This is a genomic window from Okeania sp. (assembly GCF_983059655.1).
The window spans coordinates 3,652-10,461 of the sequence record NZ_CEZPJD010000230.1 but is presented as its reverse complement, the minus strand read 5'-3'; the positions used below and the strand labels follow the sequence as shown (position 1 = coordinate 10,461).

Here is a 6,810-nt window from a genome sequence, read left to right as displayed (position 1 = left end):
ACTTTGTCCAATTATTTTAATACTGTTGATAGCCCCAAAACCAGGTAAAGTTTTTTCTAATAAATTTTAAATAGCATCGTAAGTCGTGTCTCTGGGAGCTATTCCTGTACCTCCATTCAAGATTACAGCATCTATAACTTCTATCTGACATAGATTTTGCAGTTGTTTGACAACTTCCAATTTTTCATCTTTGATAATTATGTATGCTGCTACGGAATGATCGGCATCTTTCAACAATTCTTGGAGTAACTGACCACTTTTATCTGTTTCTGGAGTGCGGGTATAACTAACTGTAATTACAGCACAACTTAGAGAAATATTTTCAGGAGTAGGATGAGGTATGTTTATATCCATAATCTATAAAATTTCAGGAATTCCTCAAAGTACCTTTATTCTGCTGCCCAGGTTTAAGAGGTTGTTTTTCAACCCCTATTTCCTATATAGATCTAAGCCTGATTAAATTCTAAACCATGATCTTTAGCATAACGCTCCATGAACCGCATAAAGCGGTCCCAATCTTCTTTAGATTTCATCACATAAAGTCCCTCCAGCCCTTTCGGCTCACCATTAATAAATTTGGCCTTAACTTCACGACTGGTAATTTGGCCTTCTTCATCAATCATATACATTCCTGTAATATCTTCAGTAACATCTTGACCTAGAGCCTTGGGGTCCTCAAAAATAAATGTGGCCGTCCCCTGATTACCGCTACGAGAACGGGTTAGGCGTACTTCTGGTATAGCCTCTTCATCAATACCTTGAATAAATTGAATTGCACTCATCAGTATCTTTTTAATCCTTAAGAAATCGTTAAAACATCATTATAAACACAATCCGATCGAGTTTCAAAGAACTCAGTATATAAAAAAAGTTAAAAAAAACATAGATTTGGCTAAAAATTTTAAATAACAATAATTTTAGATCGATTGTTTAACTCTTATTAAGAGAAATAATTTATGAGACTATTGCTGTAAATTGGCATTAATAAAGTTCCGATTTAATAGCTCTAAATATTTACTAAATTAAATGGCATGAATATCTTGATATTTAATTTTATAGCGATTTTCACAAAGGTAGAATACAAAATTTATGCTCTCTGTTTTTCAGTCATAAACTCTGGATTATCTGTTAATTAAAGCTTCTATAAATACAGTTTTTTTTACAGATAAATTCATTATAAATACTATATAGAATAATGTATAATTCACTGTATTAATTGAATAATTATTAATAGCGGAGCATTCCGTAAGGAAAAGTTAATAGCTAGTTAAATACAGCAGATTCCTTTCATAAGAGGTACATAGATTAACAATTGAAGGTTTGTAGTGCGGGCATCTTGCCCGCGATGGGTGTACCTCATAACTTCGGAAACTGCTGTAAGATGCAAAGTTTTTTTCAAGGAGTATTTCACTGAAAATACTTCTCTTTAGGAAATCTGGGAATTAATAAATCCTAATTCCTTTAAATTTATTTCATAGGTATCATTATCATCAAATCAACCTATGAATATCTCTAAATCTACACCTAATTACATTTGAGAATTTTCACTAATCAAATAAACGTTCCACATCATCTGCGGAGGAACCACCGCGACTAGAATTAACTCTCAAAGATGCTCCATCTTTAGACAAATCATAACTCAAAGGTTCAGTTTGAGAAATAATGGCTTTTCCCTCTTCTGCCAGAGATGTGGCTGGAGATTTGACCATTAAATCTTTTAGGGCTTTAATACGTTTAGGTACGGCGGGATGAGTAGTATCAAATTCAGCACTTGGAGTATGTAGCAAAACATTCATTGCTCTTAAACAACCATCTGCTTCAAAACCTGCCTTTGCTGAATACAAATATCCCTTTTCGTCAGCTTCCAGTTCTCTTTTACGGCCTTCTTCAGCCAAAGTTTGTTCTAACTCTTCTTTTTTCTGAGCAACAATTTCATGTATTTTTTCTTGGCTGGCTTTAGTGCGTTGACGACTAGCAGTGCCCAAAACAGCACCACCAACTCTCCCGGCTCTGCCTCCAAATACTCTGGCTGCAGTACCTCCAATAGACATACCTGTTGCCTCTGGTTGAGCATCCTGTTTTTCTGCCAAAACTTCTTGTTGAGCCTCTTGTTCAATTTTTTCAATCAAAGCAAGTTTTTCGGGTGGGGCCAAAGCTATGTGCCTTTCTGTATGATGTGCCATTTCGTGGCCAACTATACAAGCTATAGCAGAGGCATCCCCTGCAAGTTGGTCTAGGATACCGTTGTACATGGCAATAAGATTAATTTCTGTAGCAAAGGCATTGATTTCATATTTGGGAAGTATGATCGCCAAGGTTTTTCATCAAGTCCATTGGCTCTAGCAATACGGTCAACAATTCGATACAGTGCGTAAAGGTCATGAGGTAGTTCTTGTTTGGCCTGTTCATATATACTTTTGGGTTGTTCGGTATTTTTTGTCTGTTCTGTTGGGGTAGAATTTTCGGAGGAAGTAGGGTTGGCCTTAACTGATAGCTGATTGTTGGGTAGTAGAAATGTCACTACTGCTAATGTGGCTAGTATGGTTTTAATTTTTAACATAATATTCAAACCTAAAGTTAAACTAATTTTTTTTGCCTAAAGTAAAGTTAGTATCTATAAAAATTTTTTGTTAAAACTAGGGCAAATAATTAAAATTAAGAGAAGGTTGATAGTTAGTTTTGTTATTAAAAACTTAGAATCAACTCACTTACATAAAATGGTAAATGATGATTCGATCAGATTTATAGTCAGTGAGCAAAGCCATATTTTTGCCTATGACTTGAATTATTAATAGTTTATCATTAAAAATTTAGACTTAATCGTTTATTTAGGGTCATAATGATTGAAGTTGAGAAGTTAAGCAAAATTTATGGTTCAACCTCAGCAATTAAGGAGGTATCCTTTGCTGTACAACAAGGAGAAATATTGGGATTTTTAGGTCCGAATGGTGCAGGAAAAACTACAACAATGCGGATATTAGCTGGATATTTGCCTGCTACGAGTGGCACCGCTAAAATTGCTGGTTATGATGTCCATGAAGATTCTATGGCAGTACGACAATTGATTGGTTATCTACCAGAAATTCCTCCTTTGTATCCAGAAATGACAGTGGAAAGTTTTTTATTTTTTGTGACAAGAATTAAACGTGTTCCTGCGGGCGATCGCTCTGCTAGAGTTAAGTTGGCAATGAGAAGATGTGGCTTATTAAATAAGCAGAAAGTTTTGATTAGAAAACTATCAAAAGGATATAAACAAAGGGTGGGAATTGCTCAAGCTTTGGTACACGATCCGCAAGTAATTATATTAGATGAACCTACTGTTGGTCTCGATCCTAGACAAATTATTGAAGTGAGAAATTTAATTAAAAGTTTGGCTAATGACCATACAATTATTTTATCTACTCATATTTTGCCGGAAGTTAGTATGACTTGTAATCGAGTGGCAATTATTAATCAGGGGAAAATTGTCGCTACAGATAGTCCTGAAGCAATGAGTAATAAATCAGCAAGTGGGTGGGTATATGAAGTAGAAATTGAAGGAGAAAATCAGGCAATAGAAACAGGATTACAATTATTAGCTGAAGTTCCGGGAGTTCAATCTCTAGAAAAAATTAAGTCAGATAATGAAAGTCGCTTCAGAATACAAATAAAATCTGAGCCAAATATGGAACCAGGAAAAGAAATTGCTAATACTATAGTTTCTAATGGTTTGGGTTTGTGTGAATTGCGCAAAATTCGTGCTAGTTTAGAAGATGTTTTCTTAGGGTTAACTACAGATGAAATACCGAAAAATTCATCGATTGAAGCATCGACAAATTCTGTCATAGATATAGATAAAGTGAGTAATAACCTAAATATTGAACTTCAGAAAAATCAAAACCTACTTCCCGATCCTTGGCAAGATTTGACAGAAACAGATGCTCAAGAAGAAAAGAAAAATTGAAGCGATCGTTCAACAATTAATAATTAATAATTAATAATTAATAATTAATAATTACCTCTCCTCCAAAAGAGTAGGGACGTTGCATACAATGTTCCTATAGGGAAATAATTGATAATTTCTGTGCCATATACGATAATTGATTGGATTTTTTATTATCGGAGATGTCTATTTAATCTCCCATCTCCCCAAATTCCCCTCCTGGGAGGGGGAGGGGCGAGGGGTGGGTTCCCTACTCTCAACTATATAACAAGTATTCAACCGAATTTGATATCATTTCCAGACTACAAAAAAATCAAAAGGAATTTAAGCAATGCTAGTAATAATTAGCAATATTTTGGCAATCTACAGAAAAGAATTACAAGGATATTTTGCTTCACCTTTAGCTTATGCAATTACAGGAATATTTTGGCTATTGGGAGGATATTTTTTAGTTGCTATTTTATTAGGACCTGATGGAATTATTCAACAAATTGCTACTAGAGACCAATTAGGAATTACTGAACCACCAGTTGATGCACCATACGAATTTTTGAAGGCTTATCTGGGAATTATGGGTTCTCTTTCTTTGTTTTTACTGCCGATGTTATCCATGAGTTTATATGCGGAAGAAAGAAAACGAGGTACTTTAGAATTATTAGCTACTTCACCTATAACTAACTGGGCAGTAGCAACAGGAAAGTTATTAGCTGTATTAACGTTTTATACTTCTATGGTGTTGCCATTATTAGGGTTAGAAGCTATTGCTATAGGTGCTGCTGAACCACCTATTTCGCCAGTTTTACTTTTGTTAGGACATGGAGGTTTAATATTACTTGCTGCGGCAGTATTATCATTAGGAATGTTTATTTCTTCTTTGACAGATAGTACAATTTTATCTGCCATTCTTACCTTTGCGTTAGTATTATTTTTGTGGGTAATTGATGTAGTAGCAAATAATGTAAGTGGTCCTTTAGCAGAGGCATTAAGACATTTATCAATGCTGACACATTACACTAATATTATTCAGGGACTTGTGGATACTAGCAGTATTATTATGTTGTTGAGTTATGTTGTTTTGGGAGTATTTTTAACTGCTCAATCAATTGATGCTTTACGGTTTCAGCGGTCTTAATTGGGAAGGAAGAAGGAAGAGGGAAGAGGGAAGAGCGAAGAAGGGAAAGAAAGATTTATAAGGGGGAAGGTTTTTTTATTACTGATTACCTGAAAATGATATATAGCATATTTCAAGTATCTGTAGGGAGGTTGTATGCAACGTTCCTACTGTTCTCTAAAACCATCAATATATATACTTCATTAAGTAGGAAATTGCTCTGTCTTTCAGCTTATTTGTCATTCCCTGATGTCATCGTCAGACAAATGAAATTTAACCCTTTTACTATTCTTGTCAGGTTTCTTTTTGGTTAGCTTTTCGCTTTCCTTGATAACCCAACCTGTAAATTTTTCTTTCTCTTCTATAACCCATTTGTTGCCCTCATTTTTTTTAATCCATTTTGTTTTATTTGAGAGATTTTGGAGTAGCTTTTTATATGCTGTTTTATTTGCTTGAAACAGTTTATCGTTGATGTCGATCTCCCTGTTTTCAATCGCTTTTAATAGTAATTCATCCAAAAATTTTTTTCCTGCTCCTTCTTCTTTTTTTTCTATCTCTAAAATTATTGTTTTAGTAGTTTTTTTAGACTTGGGAGGAATTTCAATTCCTATTCCTAATAAAATAATACAACCATCAACAAGTAGAGCTATAAAAGCTGCTCCAATAGCAGCTGGTTCACCCTTTCCAATTTTCAGAAAAGGTTCAATAATTCTGATTCCGGTATCTCCATCAATATACTTTCTTTCAAAGTCTTCTTTGGACTTGGGATCTTTATCGTTGAAAACACCATCATATTCTTCTGGTACACAAACAAATTCTGGTTCTGTCGGCAAGCATTTTGATTCGACTTGGGATATAGCATAAAGGTCTTTGTTAAAAATTTCCTCTGGTTTTTTTCCTTCTAAATCATAATTAAATAAAGGTCTATATTTATCAGCTACTGGCTTAACTTGATCAAATATAGCTTGTAGTTCGTTTTTTTCTTTCGTTAGTTGTTGAAATTTAAGTCCTTCTCCTACTGTTGCTGTGCTTCCTTTTCCCTCTTTTTCACGTTTTATTTCTGCCTCTTTGCTCTGAATTTTATTTTCTAACTGTTGAGCTTTTTTTTCAATAGGAATAAAAACTTTATTAACTAAAGCATAGTGAGCATCTCTAGCTTGCTTCAAGCCATCCTTTTTTCGTGTTTCTGCTACTAAATTATCATAATAAGCAAAGAAACTGGTATAAACGCTAATTATGGAAAAAGAACCTACAGTTATCCATTTTAACCAAGGAGCGTGTTTGAGAGTAGAACCTGAAGTTAAAAGAAGTAACAATGCTTGAATAGTAGCACCACCAAACCAACCTATATATTGATTAGAGAAAATTTTCTTTACTCCATTTATCGTTGTATATCCACTGACAATGTTAAGGATAACCAACGCTATGAATAGTTTAATATCCTGTTTGGGTTTTGGCTCAATGCTTCCATTATTTCCGTTGTTATTTGTCGAGTAAGAAGCATTTTTGCCACCATCTGGTTCTCTGGGTTTTGGGTTAGTATTTATTTGATTGTTGCCTGGAGAAATTGGTGTATTGGTTCTATTTATTCTACCATCTGGTTCTCTGGTTTTTGGGTTAGTATTTATTTGATTGTTGCCTGGAGAAATTGGTGTATTGTTTCTATTTGTTCCACCGAATGTTTCTATAGGTTTTTGGGTTAGTATTTATTTGATTGTTGCCTGGAGAAATTGGTGTATTGTTTCTATTTGTTCCACCGAATGTTTCTATAGGTTTT

General features: G+C 34.3%; 7 protein-coding genes. 2 read left to right on the top strand and 5 right to left on the bottom strand.

Going from position 1 to position 6,810, the window contains the following annotated elements; genetic code table 11:
- Positions 1–66: 66 nt before the first annotated feature.
- The 4 genes from AC3DU7_RS14635 to AC3DU7_RS14620 form a co-directional block, all read right to left on the bottom strand.
- Entirely contained in the window at positions 67–354 is a 288-nt protein-coding gene (locus AC3DU7_RS14635) for a MogA/MoaB family molybdenum cofactor biosynthesis protein (protein WP_488040064.1), read from the bottom strand.
- A 92-nt stretch (positions 355–446) separates the two neighbouring features.
- Entirely contained in the window at positions 447–782 is a 336-nt protein-coding gene (psb28, locus tag AC3DU7_RS14630) for a photosystem II reaction center protein Psb28 (protein WP_488040063.1), read from the bottom strand.
- 765 nt (positions 783–1,547) lie between these two features.
- Positions 1,548–2,252 (bottom strand): M48 family metalloprotease, encoded by a 705-nt coding sequence (locus AC3DU7_RS14625; RefSeq protein ID WP_488040062.1) that lies wholly within the window; start codon positions 2,250–2,252, stop codon positions 1,548–1,550.
- Positions 2,234–2,560: a hypothetical protein gene (locus AC3DU7_RS14620; RefSeq protein ID WP_488040061.1), complete on the bottom strand. Its 327-nt coding sequence runs from the start codon at positions 2,558–2,560 to the stop codon at positions 2,234–2,236. Before AC3DU7_RS14620 ends, AC3DU7_RS14625 begins: the two co-directional genes overlap by 19 nt.
- 279 nt (positions 2,561–2,839) lie before the next feature.
- Here AC3DU7_RS14620 and AC3DU7_RS14615 point away from each other — a divergent pair, with 279 nt between their 5' ends.
- Positions 2,840–3,943, top strand: coding sequence for an ABC transporter ATP-binding protein (locus AC3DU7_RS14615; RefSeq protein ID WP_488040060.1), 1,104 nt, complete (start codon positions 2,840–2,842; stop codon positions 3,941–3,943).
- A 310-nt stretch (positions 3,944–4,253) separates the two neighbouring features.
- Entirely contained in the window at positions 4,254–5,054 is an 801-nt protein-coding gene (locus AC3DU7_RS14610) for an ABC transporter permease (RefSeq protein ID WP_488040059.1), read from the top strand.
- Between the two features lie 218 nt (positions 5,055–5,272).
- On the opposite strand, the gene AC3DU7_RS14605 is transcribed toward AC3DU7_RS14610, so the two are convergent.
- Positions 5,273–6,199, bottom strand: coding sequence for a hypothetical protein (locus AC3DU7_RS14605; RefSeq protein WP_488040058.1), 927 nt, complete (start codon positions 6,197–6,199; stop codon positions 5,273–5,275).
- Between the last annotated feature and the right edge of the window lie 611 nt (positions 6,200–6,810).